This window comes from Pseudonocardia sp. Ae331_Ps2 (assembly GCF_001932405.1).
Taxonomy (GTDB): domain Bacteria; phylum Actinomycetota; class Actinomycetes; order Mycobacteriales; family Pseudonocardiaceae; genus Pseudonocardia.
The window spans coordinates 3,956,063-3,973,624 of record NZ_MCIM01000001.1; the positions used below are offsets into that span (position 1 = coordinate 3,956,063).

Below are 17,562 nucleotides of genomic sequence, written 5' to 3' on the forward strand. Positions count from 1 at the left end.
CATGCTGCGCTTCGTCATCTCCCGGCTGCCGTCGGCGGTCGCGGTGCTGTTCCTCGCCTCGGTGCTGATCTTCGGTCTGCTGCGCCTGGTCCCCGGCGACCCGGCGACCACGCTCGCCGGGCCGGACGCCTCGCCCGAGGTGGTCGAGACGATCCGGGTCTCGCTCGGGCTCGACCGGCCGGTGTGGGAGCAGTACGTGCTGTGGCTGGGGAACGTCCTCACCGGTGACCTCGGCCGCTCGTACCTGATCGGCGGTGAGATCGGCACCCTGGTGGCGGCCGGCCTGGTCAACACGCTCTGGCTGGCCGGCGCCGCGCTCGTCCTGGCCGTGGGGCTGTCGCTGGTCGTCGGGGTCGCGGCCGTGCTGTCGCGGGCCCGGTGGGTCGACACCGTCGTCACCGGGTTCACCACGCTGGCGCTCGCGGTCCCGACGTTCGTCACCGGTGTGGTGCTGGTGCTGCTGTTCGCGGTCGCCTTCCCGGTGCTGCCCTCCGGCGGGACCCCGCCCGGGGGGTTCCTCGCCCGCCCCGACCTGACGTGGCAGTACCTGCTGCTGCCGGCGGTGTGCCTGGCCCTGCCGGTCGCCGGCGCGCTGTCGCGGTTCGTCGTGGAGTCGCTGCGCACCGAGCTCGCGCAGCCCTACGTGCTCACCGCCCGCGCGCTCGGCGTGCCCCGCCGGCGTCTGGTGCTCGCCCACGCCCTGCCCGCCGCGCTCCCCACGGTCGCCACCGTGCTGGGGCTGCAGATCGGCAACCTGCTCGGCGGCGCCGTCCTGGTCGAGCTGATCTTCACCTGGCCCGGGCTCGGTCAGCTGATCGAGCAGGGCATCAGCCGCCGCGACTACCCGGTGGTGCAGGTCCTGCTGCTGCTGTCGGTCGCGGTGTTCGTCGCCGTCCAGCTGGTCACCGACATCCTGCACGCCGCGCTGGACCCGCGGGTGCGGATCGGAGGGAACGCATGACCGTCACCGCCCCCGGCGAGATCCTCCCGGCGAGGACGGCCGCGCCGGCCCGGCCCGGTCCCACCCGCCGCCCGCACGCGCTGTCGGCGCTGTACCGCGGGCGCGGGCTGGTCGGGGCGGTGCTCGTCGGCGTCGTCGTGCTCGCCGGTCTCGCCGCACCGCTGCTCGCGCCGTACGACCCGTTGGCGCAGATCCCGGGTGCGAACCTGCTGCCCGCGTCCGGTGCGCACTGGCTGGGCACCGACGAGGTGAACCGCGACGTCTTCAGCCGGACGCTGTACGGCATCCTCGCCAACCTGTCGATCATCGCGGTCGCGGTGCCGCTCGGGGCGGTCGCCGGTGGCCTGGTCGGTCTGGTGTCGAGTCTGTCGGCGGCCGTCGACGTCGTCGCACAGCGGGTGTTCGACGTGCTGCTCGCGTTCCCGGTGCTGATCCTCGGGATCGCACTGGCCGCGGTCCTCGGGCCGGGCACGACGGCGGTGGTCGTGGTGATCGTCCTCGCCGAGATCCCGATCTTCGGGCGGCTCGTGCGGGGTGCCGCGCTGCGGGTGCGGGAGATGCCCTACGTCGAGGCGGCCACCGTGGTCGGGGCCGGGCGCTGGTGGGTGCTGCGCCGCCACGTGCTGCCGGGCGCCGCCGAGCCCGCCGGTGTGCAGGTCGCGGTGTCGTTGTCCGTCGCCGTCTTCGTGGAGGGTGCCATGAGCTTCATCGGTATCGGGGTCCGGCCACCGGACCCCTCGCTCGGGTCGATCGTCGCCGACTCGGTGCTGTACCTCGACGTCAACCCGGCGATGGCGCTCGGCCCGCTGGCCGTGGTCACGATGCTGACGCTGGGCTTCCTGCTCGTCGCGCAGGCCCTCGCGGCGGGACGGCGGGTGGCCGGATGAGCACCGTGCTGAGCGTGCGGGACCTGCGTATCTCCTTCGGCGACACGGTCGCCGTCGACGGCGTCGACCTCACGGTGCGCCGCGGGGAGGTCGTCGCGCTGGTCGGTGAGTCCGGGTCGGGCAAGACGCTGACGGCGCGGTCGGTGCTCGGCCTGCTCCCCGACGCCGCGACGGCGTCCGGCTCGGTCGAGCTCGCCGGGGACTCCGTCCTCGGCGCACCCGAGGAGGCGCTGGACCGGGTCCGCGGGACCCGCGCCGCGATGGTGTTCCAGGAACCGCAGACCGCGCTGAACCCGGTGCGCACGGTCGGCTGGCAGCTCGTCGAGGCGATCCGGGCGCACGCCCGGGTGCCGCGCGCGCAGGCCCGCCGCCGGGCGGTGGAGCTGCTGCGGCTGGTCGACCTGCCCGAGCCCGAGCGCCGCGTGCGGTCCTACCCGCACCAGCTCTCCGGCGGCCAGAAGCAGCGCGTCGTGATCGCCCTGGCGCTGGCCGGGGAGCCGGACCTGCTGCTGGCCGACGAGCCGACGACCGCGCTCGACGTCACCGTGCAGGCGCGGATCCTGGAGCTGCTGCGCGACCTGCGCGACCGCACCGGCGTGGGCGTGCTGTTGGTGACCCACAACATGGGCGTCGTCGCCGAGCTCGCCGACCGCGTCGTGGTGCTGCACCGCGGCCGGGTGGTGGAGCAGCGCTCCGTCGCGGACCTGTTCGACCGGCCGGCGACCGACTACACGCGGGCTCTGCTCGCGGCGGTGCCGACGCTCGCCGACCGGCCGCGGGGGAGCGCCGTCGCGGCGGTGGCGCAGGCCGCCGACGTCCCCGCGCCGCGCGACCCGGAGGGGCCGGTGCCGGTGCTGTCCCTGCAGGACCTGTCGGTGGTGCACCCGCCCCGGCGCGGCCGGCCCGCGTTCCGGGCCGTGCACGCCGTGAGCCTGGACGTGGCGCCCGGCGAGGTCGTCGGGCTCGTGGGCGAGTCCGGGTCGGGCAAGACCACGATCGGCCGGGCAGCGGCCGGGCTGCTCCCGCCGGCGCAGGGCCGGGTGCTGCTCGACGGCACCGACCTGGCCGGGCTGTCGCGCTCCGGGCTGCGCCGGGTGCGTCGCGGGCTGGCGATGGTGCACCAGGACCCGGCGGCGTCGCTGGACCCGCGCCGGTCCGTGGAGGACTCGGTCGCCGAGCCGCTGCGGGTGCACGGCGCCCGGACCGGCCCGGAGCTGCGCTCCCGGGTGGGCGAGCTGCTGGAGTCGGTCCGCCTGCCACGGGAGTTCGCGACCCGCCGGCCCGGCGAGCTGTCGGGCGGGCAGCGCCAGCGGGTCGCGCTGGCCAGGGCCCTGTCGCTGTCGCCGCGGCTGCTGATCGCCGACGAGCCGACCAGCGCGCTGGACGTGTCGGTGCAGGCCGAGGTGCTGGAGCTGTTCGCGTCGCTGCAGCGCGAGCTGGGGTTCGCCTGCCTGTTCGTCAGCCACGACCTCGCGGTCGTCGACCGGGTCTCCGACCGCGTCGCCGTCCTGCGGGCGGGGGAGGTGGTCGAGCTCGGCACGCCGGCCCAGGTGTTCGGGACCCCGCGGCACGACTACACCCGCCGCCTCGTCGACACCGTGCCCCGCGTCCCCGCCCGGATCTGACACCCGCCCCGCACGAGCGGACCGGTCGTCCGGCAGGGTCCGTACGACCGGTCCGCTCGTGCAGTGGGGAGCAGGACCGTGGGGCCGGGGCCGGGTCCGGACCGGGAACCGGGGTCAGGCGGGGGCGGCGCCCCGGCGCCGGGCGTGGACGGCCGCGGGATGGTCGGCACGGACCCGTGCCTGGCCCGCACCCTGCAGGTGCTCGCGCAGGGTCGCGCCCTCCGGGGCCTCGGCGAGCACCCCACGCCGGCGCAGCTCGGGCACCACGTGCTCCACGACGTCGGCGAAGGTGCCGGGGGTGACCGCGTAGGCGAGGTTGAAGCCGTCGACGTCGGCGACCTCGGCCCAGCGTTCCAGCTCGTCGGCGACCGTCTGCGGCCCGCCCACGACGACGGCGCCCATCCCGCCGATCCCGATGTGCTCGGCGATCGCCCGCGGCGTCCACTCCCGTGTCGGATCGGCCGTGGTGAACAGCTCGACCGCGCTGCGGATGGCCTCGGTCTCGGCGAACCGCAGTGGCTCGTCGGGGTCCATCGTGGACAGGTCCAGGCCGGACCAGCCGCCGTAGAGGGTGAGGGCACCTTCCAGGCTCACGTACTGCGCGAGGTCGGCGTAGCGCTCGCTGGCCTGCTCGTCGGTGGCGCCGGTGACCACGGTGACCATCGTGAAGACCTTCACCGCACGGGGGTCGCGGCCCTGCTCGGCGGTCTGCCTGCGCAGCTCGGCGACCCGCGGGGCCAGTGTCTCCGGGGTCGGGGAGATGACGAAGACGCCCTCGGCGTGCCGGGCGGCGAACGTCGTGCCGCGTGCGGAGGCGCCTGCCTGGAAGATCGTCGGCGTGCGCTGCGGGGAGGGCTCGGTCAGGCCGATGCCCGGCACGTCGAAGAACTCGCCGTGGTGGCCGATCGGACGGACCTTCGCCGGGTCGGTGTAGACACCCTTGTCCCGGTCGAGCAGCACCGCGTCGTCGTCCCAGGACGCCTCCCACAGCTGGTAGCAGACCTCCATGAACTCGTCGGCGACGTCGTAGCGCCGGTCGTGCGGCACCTGCTTCTCCAGCCCCAGGTTGCGGGCCGCGGACTCCAGGTAGGAGGTGACGACGTTCCACGCGACCCGGCCCCGGGTGTAGTGGTCCAGGGTGGAGAACCGCCGGGCGAGCGCGTAGGGCTTCTCGTAGGTCAGCGACACGGTGATCCCGAAGCCGAGCCGCTCGGTGACCGCGGCCATCGCCGAGACGGCCAGGGTCGGGTCGCCGACGGGGACCTGCACGCCGTCGCGGATCGCCGGTTCGGGGCCGTCGCGGTAGACGTCGTAGAGGCCGACGACGTCGGCGATGAACAGGCTGGTGAACCCGCCGCGCTCCAGCAGCTGCGCCAGCTCGGTCCAGTAGCGCAGGTCGTGGAAGGTGTGCGAGCGGTCCTGCGGGTGGCGCCACAGGCCGGGTGACTGGTGCCCGGCGCACGTCATGTCGAAGGCGTTCAGATGGATGCGGCGCGGTGCCGGGTCGATCGCGCGGCTCATCGCTTGCCGGCGCTCCAGGCGTAGGGCAGGTCGGTCCCGTTGAGCACGTGGTCCCCGACCGACTGCAGCTTGTAGATCAACGGGTTGTGCACCGAGATGACCCGCGCGTTGCGCCAGTGCCGGTCCAGCCGCAGCTTCTCCGAGGTCACGGAGGCACCGCCGACCTCGAACAGCTGGGTGGTCGCGTCGAGCACCGCGGGGATGATCGTGGCCTGGGCATGGGCGACGTCGAGCTCGACCCGGTCGAGCAGCTCCGGGTCCTCCCCGCCCGCGGCGAGCAGCGTGTCGAGCTGCTCGGCGATGGCCAGCACCAGGGCACGCGAGGACCAGGCGGCCGCCGACAGCCGCCCGATGACCTGCTGGACGAGCGGGTCGTGGCGGGGCAGGTCGGCCGGGGCGTGGGTGAAGGTGCGGGTGCGCTCGCGGACCCAGGCGCTGACGTCGTCGGTGGCGCGGCGGGCGATCCCGGCGAGCACGGCGAGCTGGACGAGCTGCAGGTAGGAGGTGCCCCAGCCGCGGCCCTCGGTGCCGTACCCGGGTCCGAGGACCCGCTCGCGGGGGACGGCGACGCCGTGGAACTCGGTGGTGCCGCTGGCGGTGAGGCGCTGCCCGAAGCCGTCCCAGTCGTCGTGCTGCACGACGCCCTGGGCGTCGCCGTCGACGAGCACGGACACGCGCTGCCCGTCGAGGTCGGCGGCGACCAGGATCTGGTCGGCGTAGAGGCTGCCGGTCGAGTAGTACTTGGTGCCGTCGAGGCGGTAGCCGTCGCCGTCGGAGGTCAGGGTGGTGCGGTAGCGGTCGATCGCGCCGACGCCGGGCTCGGTGATGGCGTTGCCGACCAGCCGCCCCTCGGCGACGGCCGCCAGCCGGGCGTCGCGGTCCGGGCCCGGGGCGGCCAGCAGCAGGTCGTCGACGTACCACCAGTGCACGCGCAGTGCCTGCGGCAGGTTCGACTCAGCGGCGGCGAGGTCGACGAGCAGCCGGAACTGCTGGCGCACGGTGGCGCCGTAGCCGCCGAGCTCCACGGGCAGCCGCAGGGCGCCGAAGCGCTCCGCGCGCAGCGCGGCCACCTCGTCGTGGGCCAGGGTGCGGCCCTGCTCACGGGCGACCGCGCCCTCGGCGATGCGGGCGAACACCGGCGCGAAGACGGCGTCGAGCTGCTCGTCGGTCCAGGCGGCCCGGCCGTCGGTGCCGGTGGGGGCGGGGGAGGTCGTGGTCATGGGGGTCCTTCCGGTGGGGCCGGTGGCGCGCCGGGCACGGTGGCGGGGTGGTGGCGCGGTGGTGGCGGGGTCGGGGCACGGACGGTCGCCGCCGTGCGGGGCCGGTCGCACGGGCGGGTCCGCTCCGCCCTGCGGCAGGCGGGCCGGCCGGAGGTGGCCGTCGGAGGCGGTCCCGGTGCGGCGGGCGCGTGGGGCGGGCGCGGAGCGGATCCGGGCTTGTGGGTGCGCGGCCTCAGCGGCGGCGGAGCGGGCGACGACACAGCGCCGACGCCACGCGCGCGAGGTCGACATGGCCCCGCGTGGTCAACAGCACCGATCCGGTCACGGGGTCCACGGTAGCCGCGACCGGCTCCGCTTCCCAAGGCGTCGGCGACCCGGATCACCGGCGTCCTGCCTGGTGGGAGACCCGCTCCCAGGCGTCCGGACAGGTGTCCCGCGGGGTGGACGGTCCACTGTGGAGCATGGTGTGACCGTGGTCCCCACCGACTTGCGCCGGCCGGTTCCGCCCTGTTGCGTCTGCCGGATGGGAGTCACGCTGCACTGGTTCCTGCCCACGATGGGCGCCGGCCGCCATCTCGTCGGGGGAGGCCACGGGAACGCGACCGGGTCCGCCGGCGCCCTCCGCCCCGCCTCGATCGGCTACCTCACCCAGGTCGCTCGTGCCGCGGAGCAGGCCGGGTTCGACGGTGCCCTCACCCCGACCGGCGCCTGGTGCGAGGACGCGTGGCTCACCACCGCGATGCTCGTGGCCCACACCGAGCGCCTGAGGTTCCTCGTCGCGTTCCGGCCCGGGTCGATCTCCCCGACGCTCGCCGCCCAGCAGGCCGCCACCTTCCAGCGGCACTCCGGCGGCCGGCTGCTGCTCAACGTCGTCACCGGCGGCGAGTCGCGCGAGCAGCGCGCCTACGGCGACTTCCTCGACAAGGACTCCCGCTACGCCCGCACCGGGGAGTTCCTCTCGGTCGTCACCCGGCTGTGGCGCGGCGAGACCGTCGACCTCGACGGCGAGCACGTGCGGGTCGAGCAGGCGTCGCTGTCGCGGCTGCCCGACCCGGTCCCGCCGGTCTACTTCGGCGGCTCCTCACCGGCCGCGGCCCAGGTCGCCGCCGAGCACGCCGACGTCTACCTGACCTGGGGCGAACCGGTCGAGGCCGTCCACGAGAAGATCGAACGGATCCGCAAGCTCGCCGCAGACCGCGGGCGCACCGTGCGCTTCGGGATCCGGCTGCACGTGATCACCCGCGACACCGCCGACGAGGCGTGGGCGCAGGCGCACCGGCTCCTCGACGCGCTCGACCCCGAGACCATCGCGGGTGTGCAGGCGGGTCTGGCCGCGAGCGAGTCGGAGGGCCAGCGCCGGATGCGCGCGCTGCACGGCGGGGTCAAGACCTCGGTCGAGGAGCTGACGATCGCCCCGAACCTGTGGGCCGGTGTCGGCCTGGTCCGGGGTGGTGCGGGGACCGCGCTCGTCGGCAGCCACACCGAGGTCGCGGATCGGATCGCCGAGTACCACGAGGCCGGCATCGACGAGTTCGTCCTCTCCGGCTACCCCCACCTGGAGGAGGCGTGGTGGATGGGCGAAGGGGTCATGCCGGTGCTGCGCGAGCGCGGCCTGTGGACCCCGCCCGACGGCGTCGCCGATGTCACCGACGCCGCCCGCTCCGTGCCGTTCGCCGCCGACTACCGCACGTGAACCACGCCGCGCCCGCCGTGGCGCGGCAGGACGGACCGGACCCGCCCCACCGATCGGTGGGGCAGGTCCGGCCGGGTCAGGAGCCGGAGGGGGCGCGCAGGTCCTCGACCGCGGAGGCCACGTCCACCCGGTTGCGCAGCACGCCGTAGTCGGAGTAGCGGTCGGCCACCCCCTGCAGCTCGGCGACGAGCTCCGGGGACAGCGGCTGGGTGTCGCGCAGCGCCCGCTGCGCCATCAGGTCGGCGACGGCGGCGGGCCGCTTGGTCAGCTCCGCGTAGATGGCGGCGTTCTCCCGGGAGTTCTCCCGGGCCCACTGCAGCGCGCGGCCGTAGCGCTCGGTGAAGTCGGTCAGGGCCGCGCGGGTGCCGGCGTCGTCCAGCGCCGCGGTGTTGGCGTCGAGGAAGGTCAGCCCGGTACCGAGGCCCTTCGCGTCGCGCAGGACCCGGGCGCCGGACTCCTGCTGGGCGACCGCGGTGTAGGGGTCCCAGGTCGACCAGGCGTCGATCGCGCCGGAGTTCATCGCGGCGGCGGCGTCGACCGGCTGCAGGAACGAGATGGTGACCTCGTCCGGCCGCACCCCGGCCTCCTCCAGCGCGCGCAGCAGCAGGTAGTGCCCGATGCTGCCCTGGGTGGTCGGCGAGACCGTCTTCCCGCGCAGGTCGGCGACCGACCGGATCGGCGAGTCCTTCGGCACGAGCAGCGCCAGCCCGCCCTGGCTGGGGGACCGGGTCGCCTCGACGATCTTGATGCGGTCGGTGGAGGACAGCGCGGTCAGGGTGGGTGCGTCGCCGGCGACGCCGACGTCGATCGCCTCGCTGCGCAGCGCCTCCAGCAGCGGCGCGGCCGCCGGGAACTGTGCCCACTCGACCCGGTACGGCGCGCCGTCGAGCGCGCCGGAGGCGTTGAGCAGGGCCTGCTGGATGCCGGCCTGGTCACCGACCCGCAGGGTGACCTGAGACAGGTCGACCGGGCCGTCGTCGGCCGCGCCGGAGCAGCCGGTGAGCAGCAGCGCGAGCGCGGCGAGCAGGGCGGGCAGGGCGAGCAGCGGACGGCGGGTCACGGGGTGGTCTCCGGGTCGGTGAGCGGGGTGAGCGAGGGCAGGTTCACGACGATCCCCTCCTGCGTGCTGCGGGAGATGACCACGACGGCCGGCACCTCGGGGTCGGGGTTCTCCTCGCGGTGCGGGACCCACGGCGGCACGAACACGTAGTCGCCGGGCTCGGTCTGCAGGACGACCTCGCCGGTGCCGTCGTGGAACACGAACCGGGGTCGGCCGGAGACGACGTAGATGGAGGTCTCGGCCTCGCCGTGGTGGTGGTCGCCGGAGTTCGTGGCGGGGGCGACGTGGGTCTCGCCGGTCCAGAGCTTCGAGGAGCCGACGGTCCGTCCGCTCACGGCCTCGCGGCGGGACATGCCGCTGGTCTGGGCGGTGTCGCCGGACAGGTCGGCACCGCGGACGAGGTGCACCCGGGCGTGGTCCGGCGGGGTGGGGGCGAGGTCGGGGTGGAACGGGTCGGTCCCGTGCGCGTGCGTGGTCACCGGGTATCGCCCTCCAGGGCGGTCAGGGTGCGGGTGGTCAGGAAGTCGGCGACGGTGCGCTCCAGGTCCGCCCACAGCGGGGCGGCCGGGCCGGTCCCGCGGACCGAGGCGATCGAGCCCTCGGTGGCGCGCACGACGTCGGCGACGGTGATCTCCGCGGCCGGGCGGGCCAGCCGGTAGCCGCCCTCGCAGCCACGACGGCTGGTCACCAGACCGGCCCGGCGCAGCGCGAGCATCACGTTGACCAGGGAGTTGAGCGGGACACCTCGGGCGCGGGCCATCGCGTCGCAGGTGACGGTCGCACCGTCGGCGGCGACGAGCTCGGCGAGTGCGCGCATCGCGTGGTCGAGCCGCGCGGAGACGTTCAGCGGCGCGGCGCGGCGCGACCGGGCGGGCCCCGCCGCGACGGGCGCCACCTCCTCGGCGAAGCGGGCACCCTTGGCGAGGCGTTCGAGGAACTGCACGAGCCGTGCGGCGACGATCCGGTGGAACTGGTCGTTCAGCACGTCGTGCACCCCGTCGACGACGACGGCCACGTCGTCGCCCGGACGGGCCAGCGACCGGATCCCGGCGACCGGGGCGACCGGGTCGGCGTCGCCGTGCAGCCACAGCACCGCCGCGTCGGGCAGCGGGTCGGACGGCGGCGGGGGCGGGACCTGCGCGAGCGCGCCCCAGGCGAAGTCGGGGTCGGACTCGAGGAGCCCGCGGTGCACCGGGCAGGCGGTCCGGGCGTCGAGCTCCCCGGCCCGGTCCGCGGGCGGCTCGCCCGGGGCGCCCGTGGGCAGCCCGGCCAGCACGAGCCCGTCCGGGCGGACGGCCCCGGCCAGCTCCCAGGCGCGCAGCGCGCCGGTGTCGGACCCGAGCAGCACCCGGGCCCCGGTCGCGCCGGCCAGTGCGGCGGTGACCTCGTCGGCCCCGGCACCGGGAGCGGGCACGGCGAGGGTCCACCCGTCGACGGCGAGCCGCCGCCCGAGGCGGGCGTAGAGGCCGGGGTGCTCGCCGCGGCCGGTCAGGACGGCGACGGTGCCCCGCGAGGTCCCCTCGGGCGTCCACACCGTGCCGGTGGTGGCGGGTGCGCTCACGCGGGGACCCCCACCCCGGCGGCCGCGCCGCGGCGGGCGAGCTCGGCGCGCACCGCGGGCAGCAGCTCGCGGCCGTAGCGGCGGGCGTCGTCGATCGGGTCGTAGCCGCGGATGAGCAGCGTGGTGACACCGATGTCGACGTAGTCGGCGAGCGCGGCGGCGACGGTGTCCGGGGTGCCGACCAGCGCGGTGGAGTTGCCGGCCGCTCCGGAGGCCGCCGCGGTGGCGGTCCACAGGCAGCGGTCGTGGAGCTCCCCGGCCTCGGCGGCGGCGAGCAGGCGCTGGGACCCGACGTTGGCCGGCGCCCCCGGCTCGCGCATCCGGGTGCCGGTGAACGAGCCGTGACCGCCGCGGGCGGCGACGATCCGGTCCCGTACGTCGTGCGCGCGGGCCCAGGCCTGCTCCTCGGTGTCGCCGAGGATCGGGCGGAACGACACGCTGATCCGGGGCGGCTCGGTGCGGCCCGCGGCGCGGGCGGCCTCGTGCACCCGGGCGATCTGCTCGGCGGTCCCGGCCAGCGGCTCGCCCCACAGTGCGAAGACGTCGGCGTGCCGCCCGCCCACCCGGTACGCGGCCTCGGAGGACCCGCCGAAGTACACCGGGATCGGGCCGAGCGGGCGGATCTCCTGGGCGACCCCGGCGACCCGGTAGTGCTCGCCGGCGTGGTCGAAGGGCTCGCGCTCGGTCCAGGCCCGGCGCACGACCGAGAGGTACTCGTCGGTGCGGGCGTAGCGCTCGTCCTTGCCGAGCCAGTCGCCGTCGCGGCGCTGGTCGGTGTCGCTGCCCCCGGAGATGACGTGCATCGCGACCCGGCCACCGCCGCTGAAGTGGTCGAGCGTCGCGTACTGGCGGGCGGCCAGGGTGGGGGCGGTGAAGCCGGGCCGGTGCGCGACGAGGAAGCCGAGCCGGTCGGTGTGCGCGGCCGCGTACGCGGCGACCTGCAGCCCGTCCGGGGTGGACGACGAGTGGCCGATGAGGACCTTGTCGAAGCCGGCCTCCTCGTGGACGGCGGCGAACCGGCGCACGAGCGCCGGGTCGAGGACCGGGCCGGTGGCCGGCAGGATCTCCGAGACCTCCTGGGTCCCGATCATGCCGATGAACTCGATGCTCATGTGCGCTCCTGGGGTCGGTGCACGCCGAGGCGGCCGAGCAGGTCGGCACGCAGGCGCTGGAAGTCGGGGTCGGTGACGTCGCGGGGGCGGGGGAGATCCACCGGTGCGTCGTGCGCGATCCGGCCGCCGTCCATCACCAGGACGCGGTCGGCGAGCACGAGCGCCTCCTCGACGTCGTGGGTCACGAGCAGCACCGCGCACCGGTGGCGCTGCCACAGCTCGTCGACGAGCCCGCGGGCGGTGATCCGGGTGAGCGCGTCGAGCGCGGAGAACGGCTCGTCGAGCAGCAGCAGGTCCGGGTCACGGACGAGGGCGCGGGCCAGCGCCGCGCGCTGGGCCTCGCCGCCGGAGAGGACCTTGGGCCACACGTCGGTGCGGTGGGCGAGGCCGACCTCGGTCAGGGCGGCCTCGGCGCGGGCGCGGTCGGGGCGCCCTGGCAGGCCGAGCACGACGTTGCGCCACACCTTCTTCCACGGCAGCAGACGCGGCGCCTGGAACCCGACGGCCCGTCGGCGGGCGACGGTGACCTCGCCGCTGACGTCGTTGTCGAGGTCGGCCAGGATCCGCAGCAGGGTGGACTTGCCGCAGCCCGAGGCCCCGAGCAGCGCCACGAACTGACCGGGCTCGATGTCCAGGTCGAGGTCGGTCAGGACGGCCCGGTCACCGAAGTGCCGGCCGAGGCCCCGGACCGACACGGGTCGCGCAGTGGTGCTCACCGTCCGCTGAACGCCGGTCGCCACGACAGCAGCCCCCTCTCCAGGGTGCGCACGACGAGGTCGCCGACCAGCCCGAGCACCGCGTAGAGCGCGAGGCAGACGACGATCACGTCGGTCTGGAAGAACTCCCGGGCGGTGTTCATCTCGTAGCCGATCCCGGAGGTGGCGTTGATCGTCTCGCCGAAGACCAGGGCGAGCCACGCGGTGCCCAGCGCGTAGCGCAGACCGACCAGGAACTGGGGCATCGCCGAGGGCAGGATCACGTGGCGGACCTGGCCGAACCAGCCGAGCCCCAGGGTGCGGGCGGCCTCGACGAGGGTCGCGTCGACGTTGCGGATCCCGCCGAACAGGTTCATGTAGAGCGGGAAGGTCACGGCGAGCGCGATGAGCGCGATCTTGGGTTCCTCGCCGATGCCGAACCAGATGATCAGCAGCGGGATGAGCCCGATGACGGGCACCGTGCGCAGCATCTGCACGGGCGCGTCGATCACGTCCTCGCCGCGGCGGAACAGCCCGGACAGGGTGGCGAGCAGCACGGCGGCGACGAGGCCGATCGCGATGCCGGACAGCACCCGCACGCTCGACACGGCCACCGCGCTCTGCAGCGCGCCGTCGGCCCACATCTCGGCGGCGGTGACCGCGACGGTCGCGGGCGAGGCGAGGACGTCGCGGGGGAGGATCCCGGTGCTCGACAGCACCTGCCACAGCGCGATGAGCACGACCGGGGAGGCGGTCTTGACCACCCAGCGGGGCACCCGGTCCGGGCCTCGGGTGTGGCGGGTGCGGAGGGTCTCGACCTCGGGTGGGGAGCTGGTGCGCTCCCGTTCGGAGGTGGTCGTCATGGGGGCTCCTGGGGCTCGGAGGGCATGCCCGGCCGGCCCGGGTCGCCGGTGCGGCTCGGGCGGTGCGGATGCCGGATGCGGATGCCGGACGCGGAGGTCCGGTGCGGAGGTCGGTGCCGGACGGACGTGGCGGTGTGGTGCGGGTGGGCCGTCGCCGGGCGGGTCGGGTGCGGGTGGGGCGCCGGCGGTGCCGGCACGCCGTGGCTCGACGCGTCGGGCGGTACGGCGGGACCGGTGCCCTCGCGTCGGCCGGTGGGGTCAGTGCTGCCGGGCGGTCCGGTGCCTCGGTGGGGCCGGTGCGGCGGCGCTGTGGGGAACCGCCGCACCGCCCCGGAACGAGGTGGACCCCGGCGGGAACCGTTCCGGTGGGCCGGGTGCCGGGCCGGCACCGCGGTCGTGGTTCGCCGGTGGTGCGGTCGCGGTCACCGTCGGGTGCCGCGGTCGGCCGGGCGGTGCGGTCGGCGGCGCGGCGCGGCGGGAGCGGTGTCAGGACCGACAGAGCGCCGACGCGACGCGCGCGAGGTCGATGTGCGCGCGCGTGGTCAGCGGAACCGGAACGGACATACGGTGACGGTAACCGGCCCGCGTCCGAAACCCAACCCCTGGAGTTGGGATTGGGGTCACGGCGTTTCGGCTGGTGGGAACGGTTCTGATCGCCCGTCCGGACACCTGGGCAGCACACGGCACGAGCGGGCCGTCCGTACGGGGTACGTCCGGACGGCCCGCTCGGGTACCGGCGGGTCAGACGGTGAGGGCGAGCCCCCGGGCCCGCAGCACCCGTCGCTCCAGGGGGCGGAAGACCAGCAGCTCCACCCCGATGCCGACGATGAGGATCAGCAGGATCGCGGCGAACACCTGGACGATGTCGTTCACGTCGGCGCCGTTCTTCAGGTAGGCGCCGAGCCCGACCCCCAGCGCCGGGCCGGCGGCGATGATCTCCGCGGCCATCAGCGAGCGCCAGGAGAACGCCCAGCCCTGCTTGCAGCCCGCGAGGTAGCCGGGCAGCGCCGCGGGGAGCAGCACGTAGCGGGCCATCTGGTAGCCGGTGGCGCCCAGCACCTGGCCCGCTCGCGGCAGGATCGGCGGCACCTGGTCGATCCCCGCCACCAGGCCGTTGGCGATCGAGGGGACCGAGCCGAGCAGTACCACGAAGAAGATCGTGGTGTTGGTCAGCCCGAACCAGAGCACCGCGGCCGGCACCCAGGCCACCGACGGCAGCGACTGCAGGCCGGTGAGCAGCGGGCCGATCGCCGACCGGATCACCGGCACCTTGGCGACCAGGACGCCGAGCGGGGTGGCGATCACCAGGGCGAGCAGGAAGCCGAGCGCGGCCCGGCTGATCGAGGTCCACAGGATCGACCAGATCTCGCCGCTGGCGACCGTCGCGCCGAACGCCTCGGCCACCGCGCCCGGTGCGGGCAGCTTGTACTCCGGCGTGATCGCCGAGGCCCAGACGATCTGCCAGACCAGGACGATCAGGGCGAGCGCGACCAGCGGTGGCAGCCAGGTCCGCAGGAACCGCTGCCACCACGGGGTGGTGCGCTCGACCGGGGTGTCGAGGGCGTCGAGCCCGGCGACCGCGGCGGCGGAGTCCCGGTCGTTGTCGACGACCGTCATCGAGGAGTCCTCACGCGGCATGGCTGGTGATCACCTGCCGCAGTCGTCCGGTGATGTCGTCGTGCAGCTCGGCCTGGGCCTCGGCGTCGTGTCCGTCGGCGGGCACCGACCATTCGCGGACCACGGTGCCGGGACGCGAGGACAGCAGCACGACCCGCTCGGCCAGCCGGACCGCCTCGCGCACGTCGTGGGTGACGAACACGATCGTCGTGCCGGTGGCCCGCCAGACCCGCAGGAGCTCGCCCTGCAGCACGTCTCGGGTGATCGCGTCGAGTGCGGCGAACGGCTCGTCCATCAGCAGCAGCCCGCCGGTGCCGGGCTCGTCGCCGAGTCCGGTCGCGGCGGCGAGCGCCCGGGCCAGCGACACGCGCTGGCGCATGCCACCGGACAGCTCGTGCGGCCGCTTCCCGCCCACGCCCTCCAGCCGGACCAGGGTGAGCAGCTCCTCGGCCCGCTCACGCCGGGCCGCCCGGCCGTGCCCGGCGAGCTTGAGCGGCAGCTCGACGTTGCGCAGCGCGGTCAGCCACGGCATGAGCGCGGCCTCCTGGAACATGAACGACGGTCGGGCGGACCCCACCGCGACCTCGCCCGCGGTCGGCTCGTCGAGCCCGGCGAGCAGGTTGAGCAGCGTCGACTTGCCGCAGCCGGAGGCACCGAGCACGCAGACGAACTCGCCGTCGCCGACCCGCAGGTCGATCCCGTTGAGCGCGGTCACCGCCCCGGGGCCGGTGCCGAAGGTCTTGGCGACCCCCGACAGCTCCACGGCCGTGTCGCGGGCCGGGGGGCGCCGGGTGGTGAGGTCGACGGTCATCGGTGGTTCCCCTCGTCGGTCGGGATGGTCAGTTCGCGGCGGCGAGACCGGCCGGGTCCACGGCGGCCTCCCCGGAGCTGGTGCGGACCGCGTCGATCGCGGTCGGGTCGAGGAAACCGGTCAGGTTCGCCTCGCTCTGCGCGATGCCGGCGGTGACGGAGTCCTTCGCCAGCTGCGGGAAGGTCGAGGCGAGCGGGTCGGTGTCGAAGGACAGCTCGGTGAAGGCGCGGTCGAGGATGTTCGCGGCCAGGGGCTTGCCGGTGATCTCGCCGATCGCGGCGTTGGACACGGTCTTGGCCTGCGCCGGGTCGCTGCGGATGAAGGAGATGGCGGCCTGCTCGCCGCGCAGGATCGCCTCGACGGTCTGGGGGTGCTGCTGCAGGAACTCGGTCCGGGCGATGACGACGGTGGTCGGGAACTTCCCGTCCGGCCACAGGGCCTTCTCGTCGACCAGCACCTTCGCGCCGGCGTCGACCAGGCGCGAGCTCCACGGCTCGGGCAGCCACCCGCCGGCGAGCTTGCCCTGCTTGAACAGGTCGAGGGTCTGCGGGTTGTCGATGTTCTGGACGGTCACCGCGTCCGGGCCGTCCCCGATCGGGAGGTTGTTCTCCTTGAGCCAGGTCTTGAAGGCGATGTCCTGGGTGTTGCCCAGCTGCGGCGTCGCGATGATCTTGCCCTTGAGCTGCTCGGGCGAGGTGATGTCCGGGCTGGTCACCAGCTGGGCCCCGGCCGAGGTGGAGCCGGCGACCAGACGCACCGCCTCGCCGTTCGACTTGGTGAAGGCGTTGATCGCCGGGCCGGAGCCGATGAACGCGACGTCGATCGAGCCGCCGAGCAGGGCGTTGACCTGGTCCGGGCCGGCGTTGAAGGTCTGGGTGGTGAGCTTCGTGCTGCCCAGCTCCTTGGCGAACAGGCCCTGCTTCACCCCGACCAGCGCGGGGGCGTGGGTGATGTTCGGGAAGTAGCCGACGCGGACCTCGGCGGCGGGGGAGGTGGCACCTGCGGCGGTGGTGCTCTCGGCGGCGCGGGAGCAGCCGGCCATGAGTCCGAGCGCGGTCAGCAGCGCGAGCAGGACGGCGGCGGTGCGCACCCGGGAGCCGGGGCGCAGGACGTGCGGGGACATCGCGGGACGGGGTCCTTCCGTGGTGGGCGGCGGGCGGTCGGGACGACCACGGCGCGCCGGGTCCGGCCGGCCGGGACGGCGTGCCGGGATGCGGGACGGGTGGCGGGCCGGACCGGTGTCCGGCGGGCGATCCCTGTTCCGGCGGATGCGTCGGACGCCGGACGTGTGGCGTTACCGTCCGCGGAAGAGCGTTACCGTCCGCGGAAGAGCGGGGACCGGTACGGCTCGGTCAGCGACAGAGCTCGCTGTAGGCGGGGGCGCGCCGGCTCGGCCAGAACGGCTCGAGGCCGGTCGGACGCACTGGCACCGCGCGCCGTGCGGCTCGGGCCGGCTGGTGGGGGGAGGGCTCGGTCGCACCCCCTGCGAACCGGTGGGGGCGCGAGGGCCTCCGTCGGCTCGTCGTCACCCGACCAGGGTGCGTCGTGGTCACCTCTCCGGACAACCTGGTGTCCACCCCCCAGGAAAGCGACCGGCTTGTCCGGACAGGTCGAGCCGGTTAGGCGTCCCGATTCCGCCGGTCGGGAGCTTCGGTGCGGCGGGCATCACTGGGCCGGCTCCGCGGGTTGACACCATCGGGCACGGGCTCCCTACAGTCGGGGTGCACACCATCCGGAGCGGCCGAGAGACCCGGCTCGACGACGCCGCAGCAACCCCCCGCAGCAGCGGGTGCGGGTGCTCCAGCCGGGTTCGATGGAGGAGATCATGCGGTCGATCGCGGAGCAGGTGCGCGGCGCGCACCACCCTCGGTACCGGCGCCACGTCGACCTGATGCGGGTGGCCGGCGCGACCTGTCGGGCCTGACACCGCCCCGTC

18 protein-coding genes and 1 riboswitch are annotated in these 17,562 nt (G+C 75.0%); of the genes, 5 read left to right on the top strand and 13 right to left on the bottom strand.

Features of this window, described 5'->3' with window-relative positions; genetic code table 11:
- Position 1 precedes the first annotated feature (1 nt).
- From Ae331Ps2_RS18975 to Ae331Ps2_RS18985, 3 genes are read left to right on the top strand one after another with little or no spacing between them, the layout of a single operon-like run.
- Entirely contained in the window at positions 2 to 961 is a 960-nt protein-coding gene (locus Ae331Ps2_RS18975) for an ABC transporter permease (protein ID WP_075307387.1), read from the top strand.
- On the top strand, positions 958 to 1,848 hold the full coding sequence (locus Ae331Ps2_RS18980; RefSeq protein ID WP_083695750.1) for an ABC transporter permease: 891 nt from the start codon (positions 958 to 960) through the stop codon (positions 1,846 to 1,848). Before Ae331Ps2_RS18975 ends, Ae331Ps2_RS18980 begins: the two co-directional genes overlap by 4 nt.
- Positions 1,845 to 3,473: an ABC transporter ATP-binding protein gene (locus Ae331Ps2_RS18985; RefSeq protein WP_075307385.1), complete on the top strand. Its 1,629-nt coding sequence runs from the start codon at positions 1,845 to 1,847 to the stop codon at positions 3,471 to 3,473. Before Ae331Ps2_RS18980 ends, Ae331Ps2_RS18985 begins: the two co-directional genes overlap by 4 nt.
- Positions 3,474 to 3,587: 114 nt before the next feature.
- Here Ae331Ps2_RS18985 and Ae331Ps2_RS18990 read toward each other — a convergent pair whose 3' ends face one another.
- The 3 genes from Ae331Ps2_RS18990 to Ae331Ps2_RS34305 all read right to left on the bottom strand — a co-directional run bounded on the left by Ae331Ps2_RS18990 (position 3,588) and on the right by Ae331Ps2_RS34305 (position 6,548).
- Entirely contained in the window at positions 3,588 to 4,994 is a 1,407-nt protein-coding gene (locus tag Ae331Ps2_RS18990) for an LLM class flavin-dependent oxidoreductase (RefSeq protein WP_075307383.1), read from the bottom strand.
- Positions 4,991 to 6,214: an acyl-CoA dehydrogenase family protein gene (locus tag Ae331Ps2_RS18995; RefSeq protein WP_075307381.1), complete on the bottom strand. Its 1,224-nt coding sequence runs from the start codon at positions 6,212 to 6,214 to the stop codon at positions 4,991 to 4,993. The genes Ae331Ps2_RS18990 and Ae331Ps2_RS18995 overlap by 4 nt, the downstream gene beginning before the upstream one ends.
- Positions 6,215 to 6,446: 232 nt before the next feature.
- Positions 6,447 to 6,548, bottom strand: coding sequence for a putative leader peptide (locus Ae331Ps2_RS34305; protein ID WP_371336394.1), 102 nt, complete (start codon positions 6,546 to 6,548; stop codon positions 6,447 to 6,449).
- Between the two features lie 189 nt (positions 6,549 to 6,737).
- Between Ae331Ps2_RS34305 and Ae331Ps2_RS19000 the strand changes: the two genes are divergently transcribed.
- Positions 6,738 to 7,907, top strand: coding sequence for an LLM class flavin-dependent oxidoreductase (locus Ae331Ps2_RS19000; protein WP_075307379.1), 1,170 nt, complete (start codon positions 6,738 to 6,740; stop codon positions 7,905 to 7,907).
- A 76-nt stretch (positions 7,908 to 7,983) separates the two neighbouring features.
- On the opposite strand, the gene Ae331Ps2_RS19005 is transcribed toward Ae331Ps2_RS19000, so the two are convergent.
- From Ae331Ps2_RS19005 to Ae331Ps2_RS19045, 10 genes are all read right to left on the bottom strand, one after another.
- The gene (locus Ae331Ps2_RS19005; RefSeq protein WP_020623945.1) at positions 7,984 to 8,967 is read right to left on the bottom strand and encodes an ABC transporter substrate-binding protein; all 984 of its coding nucleotides are present in this window, start codon (positions 8,965 to 8,967) and stop codon (positions 7,984 to 7,986) included.
- A complete protein-coding gene (locus Ae331Ps2_RS19010) occupies positions 8,964 to 9,374 on the bottom strand; it encodes a cupin domain-containing protein (RefSeq protein ID WP_075312065.1) in 411 nt (136 codons plus the stop codon). The genes Ae331Ps2_RS19005 and Ae331Ps2_RS19010 overlap by 4 nt, the downstream gene beginning before the upstream one ends.
- A 68-nt stretch (positions 9,375 to 9,442) precedes the next feature.
- Entirely contained in the window at positions 9,443 to 10,528 is a 1,086-nt protein-coding gene (locus tag Ae331Ps2_RS33400; protein WP_075307377.1) for an Rrf2 family transcriptional regulator, read from the bottom strand.
- Entirely contained in the window at positions 10,525 to 11,640 is a 1,116-nt protein-coding gene (locus Ae331Ps2_RS19020; protein WP_075307375.1) for an LLM class flavin-dependent oxidoreductase, read from the bottom strand. The genes Ae331Ps2_RS33400 and Ae331Ps2_RS19020 overlap by 4 nt, the downstream gene beginning before the upstream one ends.
- Complete coding sequence (locus tag Ae331Ps2_RS19025; RefSeq protein ID WP_249265275.1) at positions 11,637 to 12,335, bottom strand: ABC transporter ATP-binding protein; 699 nt, start codon at positions 12,333 to 12,335, stop codon at positions 11,637 to 11,639. The genes Ae331Ps2_RS19020 and Ae331Ps2_RS19025 overlap by 4 nt, the downstream gene beginning before the upstream one ends.
- A 17-nt stretch (positions 12,336 to 12,352) precedes the next feature.
- The gene (locus Ae331Ps2_RS19030) at positions 12,353 to 13,198 is read right to left on the bottom strand and encodes an ABC transporter permease (RefSeq protein WP_075307371.1); all 846 of its coding nucleotides are present in this window, start codon (positions 13,196 to 13,198) and stop codon (positions 12,353 to 12,355) included.
- Between the two features lie 486 nt (positions 13,199 to 13,684).
- Entirely contained in the window at positions 13,685 to 13,762 is a 78-nt protein-coding gene (locus Ae331Ps2_RS34310; protein WP_369804876.1) for a putative leader peptide, read from the bottom strand.
- Positions 13,763 to 13,939: 177 nt separating this feature from the next.
- Entirely contained in the window at positions 13,940 to 14,815 is an 876-nt protein-coding gene (locus tag Ae331Ps2_RS19035) for an ABC transporter permease (RefSeq protein ID WP_233147604.1), read from the bottom strand.
- Between the two features lie 10 nt (positions 14,816 to 14,825).
- The gene (locus Ae331Ps2_RS19040) at positions 14,826 to 15,626 is read right to left on the bottom strand and encodes an ABC transporter ATP-binding protein (RefSeq protein ID WP_075307369.1); all 801 of its coding nucleotides are present in this window, start codon (positions 15,624 to 15,626) and stop codon (positions 14,826 to 14,828) included.
- 28 nt (positions 15,627 to 15,654) lie between these two features.
- Entirely contained in the window at positions 15,655 to 16,749 is a 1,095-nt protein-coding gene (locus Ae331Ps2_RS19045) for an ABC transporter substrate-binding protein (RefSeq protein WP_075307367.1), read from the bottom strand.
- A 602-nt stretch (positions 16,750 to 17,351) separates the two neighbouring features.
- Positions 17,352 to 17,446: riboswitch (SAM riboswitch) on the top strand.
- A 5-nt stretch (positions 17,447 to 17,451) separates the two neighbouring features.
- On the opposite strand from Ae331Ps2_RS19045, the gene Ae331Ps2_RS34315 reads away from it, so the two are divergent.
- Positions 17,452 to 17,550, top strand: a complete 99-nt coding sequence (locus tag Ae331Ps2_RS34315) for a putative leader peptide (RefSeq protein WP_337819522.1) — start codon at positions 17,452 to 17,454, stop codon at positions 17,548 to 17,550.
- The last annotated feature ends 12 nt before the right edge of the window (positions 17,551 to 17,562 follow it).